Source organism: Nonomuraea basaltis (genome assembly GCF_005893125.1).
GTDB classification, from domain to species: Bacteria; Actinomycetota; Actinomycetes; order Streptosporangiales; family Streptosporangiaceae; genus Nonomuraea; species Nonomuraea basaltis.
This window is the reverse complement of the sequence record NZ_VCJS01000095.1, coordinates 32,814-47,601: the sequence shown is the minus strand read 5'-3', so window position 1 is coordinate 47,601 and position 14,788 is coordinate 32,814. Positions and strand designations below refer to the sequence as shown.

The following is a 14,788-nucleotide window of genomic DNA, read 5'->3' as shown; positions in this document are numbered from 1 at the left end:
GGTTTATGCGGGGGCGGTGGGGGCTGCGCTCGCCGTCGGGGTTCCACTGGTGGCCGGTAGCGGGGCCTCCATCGGGGAGGCCGCTGGTGCGCTGGCCGAGGGTATGGCCGGGACTCCCTATGCGCTGGGCAGTGCGCTGAACGCCGCGGCCGTGCTCGCTCTGATCGCGACCGGGTTCACCGTCGCCTACCGGGCGGGGCTGGTCAATATCGGGGGTGACGGGCAGCTGGGGGTCGGCGGGATCGGCGCGACCGCGGTCGGGGTGAACCTGCCCGACGCGACACCCGCCGTCTTGGCGGTGCCGCTCGTGCTGGGGGCCGGGTTCTGCGCCGGAGCGGCGTGGGCCGCGATCGCGGCCTGGCTGAAGGCGCGGCGCGGGGTCAACGAGGTCATCACCACGCTGCTGCTGAACTTCGTCGGGCTGGGCCTGGTCTCGTTGGCCGTCCACGAGGAGGGGCTGCTGCGCCAGCCCGTGACCTCGGCTGACACGCTGCCACAGTCCGAGCCGCTCGCAGCGGGGGCCCAGCTGCCGCTGCTCGGCCTGACCGGGTCGCCGGCGACCATCGCGGTGCTGGTGGCAGTGGCGGCGACCGTCGTCACCGGGATCGTCCTGCGCAGGACGGCGACCGGCACCCGGCTGACCGCGGTGGGCCTGTCGGCCCCCGCCGCCCGGCGGCTCGGGCTGCCGGTGGCCCGCCTCCAGATCGGCGCGCTGGCCACCGCGGGCGGCCTCTCCGGGACGGCCGGAGCCGCCCTCGTCGCGACCGTCCCCTATGTGCTCGCCGAGAACTTCACCTCCGGCTACGGCTTCGCCGGACTCGTCGTCGGCCTGCTGGCCCGCGGCTCGCTGACGGCCGTCGCCGGGATCTCCCTGCTGTTCGGCATGCTCGCCTCCGGCGGGATCAACCTCCAGCTCGCGGCCGGGGTGCCGGCCTCCTCGGTCCAGGTCGTCCAGAGCGTCCTCATCATCGTCATCGCCGGAGCGATGATCCTCAGAAAGGAGACCGCCCGGTGAGCGCAGTGGGAGAACTGCTCGAGGGAGGCGTACGCCTGGCCATCCCGCTGCTGGTGGCCTCCTCGGGGGAGCTGGTCAGCGAGCGCGCCGGGGTCCTCAACCTCAGCGTCGAGGGCATGATGCTGACCGGCGCCTTCGCCGGGGCGGTCGGTGCCCACCAGAGCGGCAGCGCCCTGGTCGGCGTCGGCTGCGCGCTCGCCGCAGGGCTGCTGGTCGCGCTCCTTCAGGCCGTCCTCAGCGTGACGCTCCGAGCCGACCAGATCGTCACCGGGATCGCCGCAAACGCGCTCGCGCTCGGCGCCACCACCTACGGCACCCGGCTGATCTTCACCCAGGACCGGTCGGTGCCGGGCTTCGACCCGGTGAAGATCCCCCTGCTCCACGAGATCCCGTTCCTTGGCCCCGCCCTGTTCGAGCAGACCGCCCTGGGCTATGTCTCGTTCGCTGTGGTGGCCGCGCTGGCCGTCCTGTTCGGCCGGCGGACGGGCCTCGGCCTCGCGGTCAGCGCGATCGGCGAGGACGCCGCCACCGCCGACCGCTCCGGGCTGCCCGTCACCGCGGTCCGCTACGGCGCGGTCCTGCTGACCGGCCTGACCTCGGCGCTGGCCGGGGCGCAGCTGGCCCTCTCCGACGTGCACGCTTTCACCGAGAACCTCACCTCCGGCGCGGGCTACCTCGCCGTGGTCGCGGTCATCGCCGGGCGCTGGCGGGCCTGGCCGACCCTGTTCGCCTGCCTGTTCTTCGGCGTCGCCCAGGCCCTCCAGTTCGCCGCCCCGGCGTTCGGCATCCATCTGCCGACGGCCGTCCTCGTCATGTCCCCCTATCTGCTGGCGCTGCTCGCGGTCAGCGGCCTGACCGGCGCCAGCCGGTCACCGTCCGCGCTCACCCTGCCCTTCGTCCGAGAGGCCCGCGCTTGATGACGCCGATCCTGACCCCGCTCCGAGATCCGGCGGAGATCACCTATCCGAAGACGACCGGCGCGGACCGGGGCTGCTGTGCAGCGGGGCGGGCCGCCGCCTTGGTTGGGCGGCGGCCCGGGCTGGTCGGTCTTGTTGCCTTGATTTACGGGGCGGGGCTCACCTGGTCCCAGAGGGCGCAGTTGTGCTCCGTGTCGATCTGGGTGTGGGGCACTTGCTTGGCACTGGGCGCGGCGAACTGCAGTTCGGTGCCCTGCGGGGTGTACCGCGCCCAGGCGGGGGCCGCCTTTACGTTCGGGTCACCGTTCCTGGCGAAGGCCCCCCAGTAGCTGATCATCTGGTTGGACAGGTCGACCTGCGCGGTGCTGAACGGCAGCGCCGTGCCGAGGTAGTCCCACAGGTAGCCCAAGTCGTTGACGTGGGTGGCGCCGAACGGGTAGTCGGTGTTGAGCCGCCAGATGGAGACGAAGGGCGGGTCGTTCTTCTCGGCGAACTCGTAGGTCCACGTCTTGGTGTTCGCCGCCAGCCGGTCGCGCAGGGTCTGGTCCCGGCAGGCGCGCTGGTCGCTCTGGATCGCCCCCCAGGTCACGGTCGGCGACTTGTAGTTCGCGGCCGGGTAGGCGGTACGGACCTTGTCGGCACCGTTCGGGTACGTCGTGGCGATGAGCGAGTCGAGCTGGTCCTTCGTGAGCGGCTTGCCGAGGTAGTCGTACGCGCCGAAGACGCTCTGCTGGGACTCGTCGGAGGTGCCGCCGACGACGACCGGGAGCCTGGTCAGCTTCCCGGCCTTCAGCAGGGCCAGCGGGTCGTCCGGCAGGACGGCCGTCCCGGCCACCGCACCCGACTGGCGGTACTTGATCTGCGCCGCAAGGACCTGCGCGGGGCTCTTGGCGCGCAGGCAGCTCGCCTGTCCCGCGCCCGGTACGCAGCCGAGCTCGGCGGCGAACTGCTCGCCGCTCGTGCGGGCCGCCGCCGGCGTCCTGGCCGCGCCACCGCCTCCGCTCTGGAGGATCGCACGGTGGAACAGGCCCCGCCCACCCGGAGCGGCGAGCTGGGCGGCGGTGTTGCCGGCACCCGCGGACTGCCCGGCCAGCGTGACGTTGTCCGGGTCGCCGCCGAAGGAGCCGATATTCTTCTGTACCCAGCGCAGCGCCGCCTGCTGGTCGAGGATGCCGAAGTTGCCCGCCGCACTGTCGGGGTTGTCCTGCTCGAGCGCGGAGGTCAGGAGGTAGCCCATCGCGCCGAGGCGGTAGTTGATGGTGACGTATACGACGTCCTGCCGCGTGACGAACTTGTCGGGGTTGGTGTCGCGGCCGGCTCCGCCGACGTTCCCGCCGCCGTGGTTCCACACGAAGACGGGGAGGTCCTTCTCCTTGGTGTCGGTGGGCCGGTAAACGTTCAGGTAAAGGCAGTCCTCGGTGAGCGTGGGCTGCTCATAGCCCGGGTCCCACCCGATGCCCTGTACACACGACCCGCCGAACTGCGTGGCGTCCCGTACGCCCCGCCACTTGGCAGCGGGCTGCGGCGCCTTCCAGCGGAGACCGTCGACCGGTGGAGCGGCATAGGGGATGCCCTTGAACGAGGTCACCATGGACTTGGCCTCGCCCCGGAGCAGGCCGTCGTCCGTACGGACGACGGGATACTGGCCCGGGTAGGCGGATTCCGGCGCCCCCGCGACAAGGCCGGCCATGGCCGGCAGGGATGCCGCTACGACTGCCGCCGCCGACACTCCCGCCAGCAGGGCTATTGATCGTCTTCTCATGCGGTTCTGTACCTCCTGAAATGGGGGGTGGATGAGCGGTTAGGAGGACTGGGCGTCCCAGAAGGAGCACTGGTGGTCGGCCGCCATGTCGGCGACGATCTGCGGGCCGCCGGGATTGAACCCGACCACGCGCTGGGCCGTGACGTCGAACCTCGGGACGGCCGGGAGGCCCTTCCCGGAGGCGTCGGCGGTGGACGGTCCGACCGCCACCGCACCCCCGGCGGTGAGCGCCGGCGCCACCAGCGCCGCCTTCGATCTGGCTCTCATGTCGTTCCTGCTCCTAGCGCCGTTCCTGCTGCTAGCGGGGAGATGAGGTTCTGGATGCCGTCGGCGATGGCGTCCTCGGCGCAGCCGGGCTTCACTCGCGAGCCGAGGACCTGGAAGGTCTGGCGCCCGTAGGACTCGTCGTCAGGGATGCTCGCCCCGGGCCGCTGTGACCAGCGGCGACGCGCCCGCCGAGACGGCCAGGATGACGGCGGCCAGCTTGTATGCATGACGGAATCTCATCGTCTGGCCCTTCCTTGGGAGATCGGTCAGCTGAGCCAGAAGTCGCAGTGGTGATCGGCCGCCAGCGAGGTGATCACCTGGCTGGCTCCACCGGTGCGGAGCTGCATGACCTTCTGGCCGGTGCCGTAAACGGGCCAGGCTGGAGCGCCGCGGAAGTTCGGGTTTCCGTCGTGTGCGAAGGCGCCCCAGTAGCGCATCATCTGGTCCGAGATCCGTTCCTGCTCCGCGGTCAGCGGCTGCTCGCCCAGGGTGAAGTCGAAGAGGTAGGCCAGTTCGGCGCTGTGCCCGTTCGACATGTCCTCACCGGGGATGCGGAACCCGTAGAGCGTCGGCGAGGTCGGGTCGTTGAACTCGTAGCGGTAGGTTGGCACCCTGCCCGTGGTCGCCCGAGCCGTCAGCTCGGCCCGGCATGCGGTCCCCGCGTCGGTCCGCACCTGCGTGATGGCGTCGTACGGGCTCTTGAACCTGCTCAGCGGGTAGAGCTCGAGCACCCGCTCGGCCTTGTCGCCGTACGTGCTCCTGACCAGGTCGACGTAGCCCTGCGGGGTGATCCCCGCCAGGGCGGTGGAGGTGAGGCGGGCCTCCGAGCGGGTGCTGCCCGTCATGATGGGCACCGCGTTCCACGTGCCGTCGGCGAGCGCTTCCCTGGGCTGCCGGGGCAGCAGTGCGCCGCCCACTTTCGGCCCTCCGAGGTAGTTGGCCTGGTTGGCGATGAGCGTTCCTGGCCAGGCCTTACGCAGGCAGGTCACGACGGTGGCCTGGTCGGTGCATCCCACGGACTGGGCGAACTTCAGGCCGCTCTGCTCCCCGGCCTGGAGCGTGGTCCGGTCGTTCACGCACACCGAGCTCTGCACGATGGCCTTGTGGAACAGCCCCTTGGCGGACGGCATGGCCAGCATGTTGCAGACGCCCCCGGCGCCCGCGGACTGGCCGTAGATCGTCACATTCCGCGGGTCGCCGCCGAAATCAGCGATGTTGTCGCGGACCCACGTCAGCGACGCAAGCTGGTCCATCGCCCCGTAGTTGCCGGATCCGCCGGACGTGGCCGCGCTGAAGGCCGGGTGCGCGAGGAAGCCGAGCGCTCCCAGCCGGTAGTTGATCGAGATGACGATGGTGCCGGTCTTGGCGGCCATCGTGCCGCCGCCGTAGATGACGCCGGTGCCCTGCGTATTGGCGCCGCCGTGGAACCACACCATGACGGGCAGCTTCGCGCTCTTCGCCACCTGCGACGGCCGGTAGACGTCCAGGTAGAGACAGTCCTCGCTCAGCGTCTGCTCCTCCCGGACGCCGGTGGGCTCGAACTGCAGGCATGCGGGCGACTGCCGGTCGGCAGGGCGGATTCCCTTCCATGACTTGGGTGCGGCCGGAGGCGCGAACCGCAGCTCACGGAGTGGGGGCGCCGCGTAGGGCAGGCCGAGGAACTCATCGAACCGCTGCTTCGCGACGCCGCGCACGAGCCCGCTCTGCGTCCGGACGACCGGGCCGCCGCTGCTCGCGGACGGCTTGCCGGTCGCTTGCGCGGTGGCGCCCGCGGCGCCGATCGTCAGGACCGTGACGGTCACGGCCGCGGCCAGCGCCGCCAAACGCCGCCTGGACAGACCTCTGAATAAGCGCACGACTGATCTCTCCTCCTGTTCGCCGGCTACCGGCGGGAGTACCAGTGGGGGTGGGCGCGTCGAATCGCCGCCGACCGGCGTCACCTGACCGGGGTGGCGAGGACGGCGGTGCTCGGTTGGCTGAAGGGGAGGTCGGGTAAGCCGGGCACTGCACCGGCCCACGGAACGATGGCCAAGCGACGGTCCAGGCGAGTACTCCGGACACAGAGCCGGGGCGGAACAGTCGCGGCGCTTGCTTCTCCCCCGACCGGCCGAGGACAGGGAAGACTTTGTTGTCTGCCAGAACATAACCCGGACCGGACAGCCGCGCAATGGCCTGAGCCTGGAGCATTGTCAAAAATTTTGTGAACAATACTTGATCCAGAAGTGTTGACGGAAAAGAGGTGCGCAGATACCGTCACCGACGGCTCAAGCATGAACGGTTGGGCCGAAGCGGTGCGCTCGGAGGGCCGACCCCGGGTGCGCCAGCCGGCGAACGGATCCGGGACGTGGCCACACCCGGGACCGCGAGCCGGTCGGCCGCGGGATGCAGCCCTGCTGCGGTGGAACTCTGGCGAGTACGCAGTCGGCCGCGCCCGCGGCCGGACTCTCATGTCGTCGTACGGAACGCCACCGTGGTCAGGTAGTCACGAAGCGTCTTGCGACAGACGTACCAGGAGCGGCCGCCGTTGGACGGGTAGGAATCGCCGTCCTGGGAAGGGGCGGCGGACACACGGCCGGTGGCACCATCGGACCTGGTGTCTCGATCCCGGCGGCTCCGCGCTTGCCTTGACGCCGACGACAGGGTTGTAGCGTGCTCGCGAATACCGACCTTGAGGATGACGATGAAATTCGCGATCAGCTACTCCACAGCCGACGGCGTCGACCCCGACAGGCTCGTGACCTATGCCCGGCATGCCGAGGACTGCGGCTTCGAGGGACTGTATCTGCCGGAGCACATCGTGTTGTATCCCGGCGCCACGGTCGGGCCCTTTGAGTTCCCGCCGGCCCTGCCCTACCCCGATCCGCTCGACTGCCTGGGCTTCGTCGCGGCGGCCACCCAGCGCATCCTGCTCGGCACCGCCGTCCTGCTGCTGCCGTACCACCATCCAGTGGTCCTGGCCAAGCGCCTGGCGACCATCGATGTGTTGTCCAAGGGGCGGATGCGGCTGCTGACCGTGGGGCTGGGCACCCTGCCCGGCGAGGCCAAGGCGGTGGGGGTCGACTTCGGCACGCGCGGACGCCGTACTGACGAAGCCATCGACGTGTTGCGGCTGCTCTGGGAAGGCGGCCAGGAGGGCGTCAGCTTCGACGGCGAGTTCTTCGGTTTCGACGACGTGACCAGTTACCCGAAGCCTCGTGGGGTCACGCACCTGCCGATCCACGTCGGAGGGTCGAGCCGGGCGGCCGCACGCCGCGCTGGGCGGCGTGGCGACGGCTACTTCCCTGGCGGCGCGCTCACCCCCGAGGAGCGCGCGATCCAGTTGGATCTGGCCCGGGCCGCCGCCGCCGAGGCCGGCCGCGACCCTGGCGCGCTGGAGTACACGCGATGGGGGTCAATCGACATGTCCGCCGAACAGGTCGAGACCTTCGCCGCGCAAGGCGTGACCCGCATTGTGGTCAGCCCCACTGCGATGGAACCGGAACGGCAGCGGGATGAGATGTGCGCGTTCGCCCAGAGGTTCGCCCTCCGAGGTACTGGCTGACGTCCCTGGAAGATCTATCCTTGGGCATGCGAACCCGTTCATTAGTCTGGCGCCGGGGCCCGACCTGGAAGGGTCACGCACTGTAGCCGAGAGCACGCCGGTCAGAATTTCGGTTCCCGACCGAGGCCCCCGGGCATCCCGTCACCCCTGCCACGCGATGGAGGCCCGGCCCGATGACAGCGCCCGAGGAGATCGGCAGGTCGAGGACGACGTACGGCGGCTGCGGCAGCGGATCTTCACGGCGAGCAGGGCGGGGGAGCCATTTGTGCGCCGGCGGCACCGCGGCTGCCGGCGGGACTTCAGGGGAGTATCGCGGTGAGCAGCTCGACGGCCTTGCGGACATCGGCGTCCAACGGGCGGTCGGGGTCGACCGGAGGGATCGCCTCGACCAGGGCGTCGAGGAGCGCCGCACAGCCCGGGGCCGTGGGGCGGCGGGCGCCGACGTGTGTCGCCTGCCGCAGTCCCACCGCCAGCGAGCCGCAGAGCAGACGCAGTAGGGCGGCCGTGTCGTAGGCGCGAAGGGCGGCCTGGGTGCCGAAGGGCACCACGTCTTGGTTGTGCAGGTTGGTCGGCAGGCTCTGCATGCCGGCCGGCACGGCGGCGCGGCGGATCTCGGCGACGAACGCGGTGGTGGCGAGTTGTACCCCCTGCATCCCGTGTTGGCGGCCAGGTCCGGCGGCGAGCATCGGGGGCAGGCCACCGTTGCGGGCCGGGTCGACGAGGAGGTCCAGCTGCCGCTCGGCGAGGTTGCCGAGCTGAGCGGTGACCATCGCCAGGACATCGGAGGCGAACGCGGCCGGCTGTCCGAAGAAGTTGCCGCCATGGACGACCAGGTCATCATCGGGAAAGAACAACGGGTTGTCGCTGACGCTGGACAGGTCGGCCTCGACGACATTGTCGACGTACCGCAGTGCGTCCTCGGCGGCGCCGAGCAGTTGTGGGGAGCAGCGGATGCTGTACGGCTCTTGCAGCGCACGTGTGCCGGTCGGGCTGATCCCGGCGAGGGTCTTACGCATGCCGTCGGCGACGTCGGCCGCGCCACGATGGCCGTACGCGTTGAGGAGGAGCGGGTTGAGGAAGCCCGGGTCGCAGCCGAGCAGATCGACGAGCAGACAGGTGAGCGCCTGTATCGCGCGGTGGGAGGCCCGGACGCTGTCCAGGGCCAGGGCGGTGGCGGCGGTGGTGAGGGAAGTGCCGTTGACGAGCGCGAGGGCGTCCCGGCCGTCGAGCGTCAACGGGGTCAGCCCGGCCTGGCGGAGCGCCTCGGCCGCGGGCATCCGGCGTCCGTCGACATACGCCTGTCCCCGGCCACGCAGTGCCTGGGTGGCGTAGGCGAGCGGGATCAGGTCTCCGCTCGCGCCGACCGAACCGTAGCGTGGGATCGTCGGGACGAACGTCGTCGCGAACATCGCGGCAAGCCCGTCGACCACGTGTGCGGAAACCCCGGACACGCCCTGGGCGAGAGACCACGCACGCACGAGAAGCGCGGCGCGGCTCACGTCATGGGGGAGATCCGGCCCTTGCCCGGCACCGAGGTGGGCCAGGGTGTTGTCGCACTGGTCCGCCTCCTCGTCCCGGCCGGGGAACCCGACCAGGGCGCCGAAGCCGGTGGTCGCGCCGTAGACCGGACGTTCCTCCTCCTTCAGCACGTCACGGAGGTAGTCGCGGCCGCGCTCGACGCGGCTGCGGACGACCTCGTCGACCAGGACGGACACCGGCGTCGCGGCGCGGTGCAGGTCGGCGGGGCGCAGCGGCGCACTGAGGTTGATGGAGCCTTCGCCGGAGGGCATGCCTGAACCATAGAGATGAATTCTCAGAAATCTCTGAGAATTCATCCATAGCTTCCAGATCATGGCGCATGACTATGTGATCATCGGGGCCGGGCCGGCCGGGCTGCAGGTCGCCGCATTCCTGGAAGGCAATGGTCATGACTATGTCGTCCTGGAACGCGGAGCCGGGCCGGGCACCTTCTTCACCCGGTTCCCGCGGCACCGCCAGCTGATCTCCATCAACAAGGTCCACACCGGCTACGAGGATCCGGAGCTGCGGCTGCGGATGGACTGGAACTCGTTGCTGAGCGACGATCCCGAGCTGCTGTTCACCCGGTACAGCGAGCGGTACTTCCCGCAGGCCGACGATCTCGTGCGTTACCTGTCCGACTTCGCGTCGGCGACCGGTGTCCGGGTGCACTACGACACCGACGTCGTCCGGATCAGCCGGGACGACGACGGGTTCACCGCCACCGACCGCGGCGGACGCTCATGGCGGAGCCGGCGACTGGTCGTGGCCACCGGCGTCTCCCAGCTGTACGTCCCGCCGATTCCCGGCATCGAGACCGCGGAACGCTATGACACGTTCGAGACGGACCCGGCGTCCTTCGTCGACCAGCAGGTCCTGGTGATCGGCAAGGGCAACTCGGGGTTCGAGACCGCCGACGCGCTCATGGAGAAGGCCGCTGTCATCCACGTCGCCGGGCCGCACTCCGTCAAGATGGCCTGGCAGTCGCATTTCGTCGGGCACCTGCGCGCGGTGAACAACAATTTCCTGGACACCTACCAGCTGAAGTCCCAGAATTCGGTCCTCGACGGCACGGTGGAGAGCATCGAACGGCGTGACGACGGCCGCTACCGGGTGATGTTCCGCTACGCCCGCACCGTGGAAGCGCTGCGCGAACTGTTCTACGACCGGGTGATCGTGTGCACCGGTTTCCGGTTCGACGCCTCGGCGTTCGACGACGGTTGCCGGCCCGCGCTGGTCATCAACGACCGTTTCCCCGAGCAGACGCCGGCGTACGAGTCGACCACCGTGCCTGGTTTGTACTTCGCCGGTACGCTCACCCAGCAACGCGATTTCAAGAAGTCCACCAGTGGGTTCATCCACGGGTTCCGCTATGGGGTGCGTGCGCTTTGCCGGATCTTGGCCACCCGCTACCACGGCGAGACCTGGCCGGCCGAGAAGGTCGATCCGTCGCCGGACGCGATCAGCGACGCGATCATCGCCAGGGTCAACCGCTCGTCGGCGCTGTGGCAGCAGTTCGGCGTGCTCGGCGATGTGGTCACCGTGAATGGCACCACCGCGCTGTACCAGCAGGAAGTCCCGGTTGCGTACGCCACCGGCGGTGGGCTCGGCCACGCCCGGCACAGGTTCGTCATCACCCTGGAGTACGGGCCGGATCATGACGCCGTCGACCCGTTCGACATCTCGGTCCCGCGGGTCGTCGAGAACGACGCCGCCCACGCTCACGACGCGAGCTACCTGCACCCGGTGGTGCGGTACTACCGCGACGGCGCGGTGGCCGGCGTCCACCACCTTGCGGAGAACCTGGATAACCGGTGGGACGTGCCGGCGGTGCATCAGCAGCCGCTGGCCGTCTTCGTCAAGGAATGCCTTGCCGATGCCGGCTGAGCCGTACCCGCGGTCCGTTCTGGACCTCCTTGTCGCGGCCGGGAACCGGCCCGTCTTCGAGCACGGCGCCCGTACGGTCACCGGCGCGCAGATGCTCGGCCTCGTCCGGCGGTTCGCGGCCGGGCTGCGCGCCGCGGCCATCGGGCCCGGGGACGGCCTCGCCATGATGCTCGGCGTCACCCCGGAAGCGTTCGCCGCGATGATCGCCGGTTACGCCGTGGGAGCCCGGGTCGTCGGCGTGCGGCCCGGGCTGTCCGACAGCCAGCTGCGCCACATGCTCCACCAGGACGTCGCCGCGGTCGTCACCGACGCGGTCACCGGGCCGGAGCACGCGCCGCACACGCTGACCGTCTCCGAGCTGCTGGCCGCACCGGACGAGGGCGGCCCGCTGCACCTGTCCGGCCGGCCGCACGACGTCGCCCGGCTCGTCTACACCAGCGGCAGCACCGGCACGCCGAAGGCATGCGCGCAGACCTACGCCGCTATGAACGCGGCCTGGACCGCCCGGCCGGCGGCGTGGCCGCCGGCGATCCGGGAACTGGCGTCGCGGCTGGAGCGCTACCTCGTGTTCGGGTCGCTGAGCAGCCAGGTGATGATGGAGTACGGCGTCCTCACGCTCGCCGCGGGCGGCACCATGGTCGTCGCCGACCCGCCTGCGTTCCCCGACGCGATCACCAAATATCGGGCGACCGCCAGCGTCATCACCGTGCCCCGCCTGTACAAACTCGTCGCCGCCCAGCGCAGCGCCCCGGGCGACCTGAGCAGCCTCCGGGCGCTCATGGTGTCCGGGTCGCCGCTGGCGGCGTCCCGGCTGCGCGAGGCGCTCGACGTCCTCGGTCCGGTCGTGTTCCAGGGCTACGGGCAGACCGAGACCGGCACGATCTCCATGGCCACACCGTCGGATGTCCCGCCGTCGGTCGGGTTCCCGCCTGACGTCATCGACGTCGTGATCCGGGACGCGGGCGGCAAGCAGGTCCCGGCCGGTGTCGACGGCGAACTGTACGTCCGCACACCCGCACAGGCCATCGGCTACTGGGCCGAGCCGGCGCAGACTGCGGAGGTGTTCATCGACGGCTGGGTGCGCACCCGTGACCTGGGCCACTTCGACGAGGACGGGCGACTGTACCTGGTCGGGCGGACGCGGGACGTCATCATCGTCAACGCGAACCTCTACTACGCCGGCCCGATCGAGCGGGCCCTGGCCACCTCCCCTGACATCGCGGAGGCGTACGTGGTCGGCGCCCCGGACGAGGACACCGGCGAGGCGGTGCACGCATTCGTAGTATCAGTGGCGGGCCGGGCCCTCGACCTCGGTTCGCTGCGGACGCTGGTCAGAGAGCAGCTCGGTGACGCATGCATGCCGGCGACCATCACCGTCATCGACGAGGCGCCGCTGACACCGAATGGCAAACCGGACAAGCGCCTTCTGATGGCCGCAGTACCACGAGTCGCGGACGGCACTGCGTGATCAGCTGCGCGGTAACGGGATCCGGGTGGCGAGCAGTCCGCTGATGGCCGGGCCCATGGGCCGCGCTTCAGGTGAGTTCCAGGCCACCGTCAATGGTGAGGACTTGGCCGGTGATCCAGGTGGCGGCAGGGTCGGCGAGGTGGACGATCCTGTCCCGCCCGGAAACACGGTTTCGTGCTTTGACCTGGGGTCATAGGCGGATCCAGGGCGAGTTGGCCTGCCTGGGTCATCGGCACCCTGCGCCGTGAGCTCCTGGACCGGATCCTGACCCTCAGCGAACGCCACGTGGCCCTCGTGCTTCGCGAGTATCTGATCCACTACAACGGGCACCGGCCGCACCAAGCCCGGCAGCAACGTCCCCCGGACACCGCAACGCAGTCCCCACGAGACGTGACCGACCTCAACGACCCGCGATCCATCCGCCGAAAACCCGTCGTTGCCGGCATGATCAGCGAATACCACCCACGCCGCTTAACCGCAGCTCAGGCCACAGACTCAATATTCGAGCGGCACACCCTGGCGCGACGGCTGCAGACCAGGGCCCCGCAGGTCTGGCGCTTCACCGTCGACTTCGCCGTGCCCTTCACCAACAACCCCCGCCGAGCAGCCCCAGCGCATGGTCAAACTCCAGATGAAGATCGGCGGCTGCTGGCGCAGCGTCCGCACCGCCGCCCGCTACTGCCTCATCCGCTCCTACCTCGGCACCGCCCGCAACCACGGCATCCACCCGCTCGATGCCCTCCGCGACGCCTTGTCCGTAAACCCCTGGATGCCACCACAAAACGCCTGATCAATCACAGGCGTGAATGGATACCGACGGCCGTCTTATGCCTCACGGGCGCCGAACAGCTCCGCAAGGAGGCTGCGCAGATACCCAATTCGGCGTGAGCATGTTAGCCGGCGCGAACGTAGCACTCAGTCTTACCGACGATCACGATGTGGGGTGTCGAATACGCCTGCAGGATCCCGGAACCTGCCGCGATGATCGCCACGACGACTACAAGAGCGGTCGGAACAGGGTGGGCCGCGCGGCGAGGTGCCTGGTGTTCAGGTCCTTTTCCGGCGCGGCCTCCCTCCGAACCACGCGGGCTAGTTTCCCAGCACGTGGCTCTCCAGCGATCTACGCCGCGTTCGCGGCGGGTTGCCCGTGGTGGATGGCCTCATGACAAAGGCGGCCGCCCTGAGATTCAGCTTGCGCGCGGTGGCCTGCGGTTCTTCCCCCATCCCGTCCCTCGGCGCCGGCGCGATACCGCCGCCGCAGACGTCAGTCGGGGACCAGTACGGCTCGTCCCTTCAGTTGTCCGGCGCGCAGCCGGGCCAGCGCCTCGCCGGCGGCGGAGAGCGGGAACCGCTCGACCTCGACGCGGAGCGCGCCGGACCGGGCGAGCGAGATCACCTCGGTGAGCTCGGGGCGGGTCCCCCAGAACGGCAGTGAGATCCGGCCGCCCTGGGGGAGCGGGCCCGGTTTCCGGACGCTCAGCCGCCCGCCTCCGCTGCCGACCACCACGAGCTCCCCGTCGGCGCGAAGGCTCCTGGCGGACAGGTCGAGCGTCGACTCGGTGCCCGCGAAGTCGAGCACGACGTCGACGCCGTACCCGCCGCTCGCATCCCGCAGGACCCGGCCGGTGTCTGCCGACATGCGGGTGCTCAGGTGGGCTCCGCATCGGTCGGCGAGAGCGAGAGCCTCTTCGCGCACGTCGACCGCGAGCACGAAGAGGCTCGGCGTCAGGGTGCGGAGGATCTGGATGGCCAGGTGCCCCAGGCCGCCGACTCCGATGACGGCGACCGTCGATCCCTCGAGCAAGGCCGGCCTGCACTTCTGGATGGCGTGGTAGGGCGTCAGACCGGCATCCGTCAGCGGCGCGGCCTGCACGGGATCCAGCTCGCCGATCGGCTCGAGGTGGCGAGCCGAGGGTACGAGGACGTACTCGGCCATCCCACCGTCGAGGCCGAGTCCGGCCCCGGCCCAGGGCAGTTCCGATCTGCGGTCGCAGTAGTTGTCGCGGCCCGCCGAGCAGCGCCGGCATTCACCGCAGCCCCAAGGGCCGTAGACCGCGACCCGGTCGCCGGGTGCGATGCCGGCGACAGCGGGGCCCACGGCCGCGACCCGGCCGGCGATCTCGTGGCCCAGGGTGAAGGGCGGCCGGAAGGGCATGCCGCCGGGGCTCGCGTCGATGACGTGCAGGTCGGAGTGGCACAGGCCCGCGGCCTCCACCCGCAGCAGGACCTCGCCGTCGCGGGGGGTCGGCCGGTCGACGTCGGTGAGGACCGGTGGGAGGCCCCAGTCCGGAAGTCTCAGCGCTCTCACCGCGGTACCCGGTTCGCCAGGCTGCGGAGTGCGGCGGCCGCCCGGCCGCCGATGATCTGCCCCGGTGGGGGGCCGACGGTGCTCGGGACGGTTGTCAGCATGGCT

Annotated in this window: 12 protein-coding genes and 1 pseudogene; 7 read left to right on the top strand and 6 right to left on the bottom strand. The window is 70.2% G+C overall.

The features are described 5' to 3' along the window. Both EJK15_RS36050 and EJK15_RS36045 read left to right on the top strand, forming a co-directional pair. On the top strand, nt 1–1,015 hold a 1,015-nt coding region (locus EJK15_RS36050), incomplete at its 5' end, for an ABC transporter permease (RefSeq protein WP_206061300.1). Next, entirely contained in the window at nt 1,012–1,932 is a 921-nt protein-coding gene (locus tag EJK15_RS36045) for an ABC transporter permease (protein WP_138714957.1), read from the top strand. The genes EJK15_RS36050 and EJK15_RS36045, both read left to right, overlap by 4 nt. A 145-nt stretch (nt 1,933–2,077) precedes the next feature. On the opposite strand, the gene EJK15_RS36040 is transcribed toward EJK15_RS36045, so the two are convergent. From EJK15_RS36040 to EJK15_RS76550, 4 genes are all read right to left on the bottom strand, one after another. Further along, entirely contained in the window at nt 2,078–3,694 is a 1,617-nt protein-coding gene (locus tag EJK15_RS36040; RefSeq protein WP_138714956.1) for a carboxylesterase/lipase family protein, read from the bottom strand. A 39-nt stretch (nt 3,695–3,733) separates the two neighbouring features. Beyond that, nucleotides 3,734–3,961, bottom strand: coding sequence for a hypothetical protein (locus EJK15_RS36035; protein WP_138714955.1), 228 nt, complete (start codon nt 3,959–3,961; stop codon nt 3,734–3,736). Between the two features lie 266 nt (nt 3,962–4,227). Then, the gene (locus EJK15_RS36030; RefSeq protein ID WP_171074716.1) at nt 4,228–5,817 is read right to left on the bottom strand and encodes a carboxylesterase/lipase family protein; all 1,590 of its coding nucleotides are present in this window, start codon (nt 5,815–5,817) and stop codon (nt 4,228–4,230) included. A gap of 589 nt (nt 5,818–6,406) precedes the next feature. Continuing rightward, nucleotides 6,407–6,529 carry a hypothetical protein gene (locus EJK15_RS76550; protein WP_276615459.1) on the bottom strand — a complete coding sequence of 41 codons (123 nt, stop codon included), beginning with the start codon at nt 6,527–6,529 and terminating at the stop codon, nt 6,407–6,409. Nucleotides 6,530–6,641: 112 nt separating this feature from the next. Here EJK15_RS76550 and EJK15_RS36025 point away from each other — a divergent pair, with 112 nt between their 5' ends. After that, nucleotides 6,642–7,502, top strand: coding sequence for a TIGR03619 family F420-dependent LLM class oxidoreductase (locus tag EJK15_RS36025; RefSeq protein WP_138714953.1), 861 nt, complete (start codon nt 6,642–6,644; stop codon nt 7,500–7,502). Between the two features lie 299 nt (nt 7,503–7,801). On the opposite strand, the gene EJK15_RS36020 is transcribed toward EJK15_RS36025, so the two are convergent. Then, nucleotides 7,802–9,292, bottom strand: a complete 1,491-nt coding sequence (locus EJK15_RS36020; protein ID WP_138714952.1) for an aromatic amino acid ammonia-lyase — start codon at nt 9,290–9,292, stop codon at nt 7,802–7,804. A gap of 61 nt (nt 9,293–9,353) precedes the next feature. Here EJK15_RS36020 and EJK15_RS36015 point away from each other — a divergent pair, with 61 nt between their 5' ends. The 4 genes and pseudogenes from EJK15_RS36015 (at nt 9,354) to EJK15_RS75045 (ending at nt 13,165) form a co-directional block, all read left to right on the top strand. Beyond that, on the top strand, nt 9,354–10,907 hold the full coding sequence (locus EJK15_RS36015; protein ID WP_138714951.1) for an NAD(P)-binding domain-containing protein: 1,554 nt from the start codon (nt 9,354–9,356) through the stop codon (nt 10,905–10,907). After that, nucleotides 10,897–12,375, top strand: a complete 1,479-nt coding sequence (locus EJK15_RS36010; RefSeq protein ID WP_138714950.1) for a class I adenylate-forming enzyme family protein — start codon at nt 10,897–10,899, stop codon at nt 12,373–12,375. Before EJK15_RS36015 ends, EJK15_RS36010 begins: the two co-directional genes overlap by 11 nt. A gap of 192 nt (nt 12,376–12,567) precedes the next feature. Continuing rightward, nucleotides 12,568–12,726: pseudogene (locus EJK15_RS77805) on the top strand (integrase core domain-containing protein); the annotation flags it as partial. Between the two features lie 265 nt (nt 12,727–12,991). After that, nucleotides 12,992–13,165: a hypothetical protein gene (locus tag EJK15_RS75045; protein ID WP_240777434.1), complete on the top strand. Its 174-nt coding sequence runs from the start codon at nt 12,992–12,994 to the stop codon at nt 13,163–13,165. Between the two features lie 474 nt (nt 13,166–13,639). On the opposite strand, the gene EJK15_RS35995 is transcribed toward EJK15_RS75045, so the two are convergent. Beyond that, complete coding sequence (locus tag EJK15_RS35995; protein ID WP_138714949.1) at nt 13,640–14,683, bottom strand: NAD(P)-dependent alcohol dehydrogenase; 1,044 nt, start codon at nt 14,681–14,683, stop codon at nt 13,640–13,642. Between the last annotated feature and the right edge of the window lie 105 nt (nt 14,684–14,788).

What these genes read in the sequence shown, in the direction of transcription:
- EJK15_RS36040 (WP_138714956.1), bottom strand. Translation starts at nt 3,694, where the DNA reads ATGAGAAGACGATCAATAGCCCTGCTGGCGGGAGTGTCGGCGGCGGCA.
- EJK15_RS36035 (WP_138714955.1), bottom strand. Translation starts at nt 3,961, where the DNA reads ATGAGAGCCAGATCGAAGGCGGCGCTGGTGGCGCCGGCGCTCACCGCC.
- EJK15_RS36025 (WP_138714953.1), top strand. Translation starts at nt 6,642, where the DNA reads ATGAAATTCGCGATCAGCTACTCCACAGCCGACGGCGTCGACCCCGAC.
- EJK15_RS36020 (WP_138714952.1), bottom strand. Translation starts at nt 9,292, where the DNA reads ATGCCCTCCGGCGAAGGCTCCATCAACCTCAGTGCGCCGCTGCGCCCC.
- EJK15_RS36015 (WP_138714951.1), top strand. Translation starts at nt 9,354, where the DNA reads ATGGCGCATGACTATGTGATCATCGGGGCCGGGCCGGCCGGGCTGCAG.
- EJK15_RS36010 (WP_138714950.1), top strand. Translation starts at nt 10,897, where the DNA reads ATGCCGGCTGAGCCGTACCCGCGGTCCGTTCTGGACCTCCTTGTCGCG.
- EJK15_RS75045 (WP_240777434.1), top strand. Translation starts at nt 12,992, where the DNA reads ATGGTCAAACTCCAGATGAAGATCGGCGGCTGCTGGCGCAGCGTCCGC.